General features: G+C 31.8%; 1 protein-coding gene. It reads right to left on the bottom strand.

The genetic code is table 11. The features are described from left to right. A partial coding sequence (locus ACRHNM_RS18030; protein WP_431138004.1) for a hypothetical protein occupies positions 1–239 on the bottom strand: 239 nt, incomplete at both ends.

Below are 239 nucleotides of genomic sequence, written 5' to 3'. Positions count from 1 at the left end.
ATCTATTTTCTTCATATAAGCTCCATAGCCTATGTATGATGCATAGAAGTTAAGACGCTCATCAAAGGTTCGTCCTTCAATTTTAAAAAAACCGTGTTTGTCTGAAATGGTATAAGAAACAATACTACTATCCTTAATACGCTCTAAATAAACTGTTGCAGATTCAATGGGTAGATTAGAATCTTCGGCTATTAGTGTTCCTGTAATTTTGAAAGTTTTTTCTTGAGAAAAAGTAAAAC

This window comes from Psychroserpens mesophilus, from assembly GCF_050617655.1.
GTDB classification, from domain to species: domain Bacteria; phylum Bacteroidota; class Bacteroidia; order Flavobacteriales; family Flavobacteriaceae; genus Psychroserpens; species Psychroserpens mesophilus_A.
Note: the sequence above shows the minus strand (reverse complement) of the source record. Positions and strands in the feature narration are given on the sequence as shown.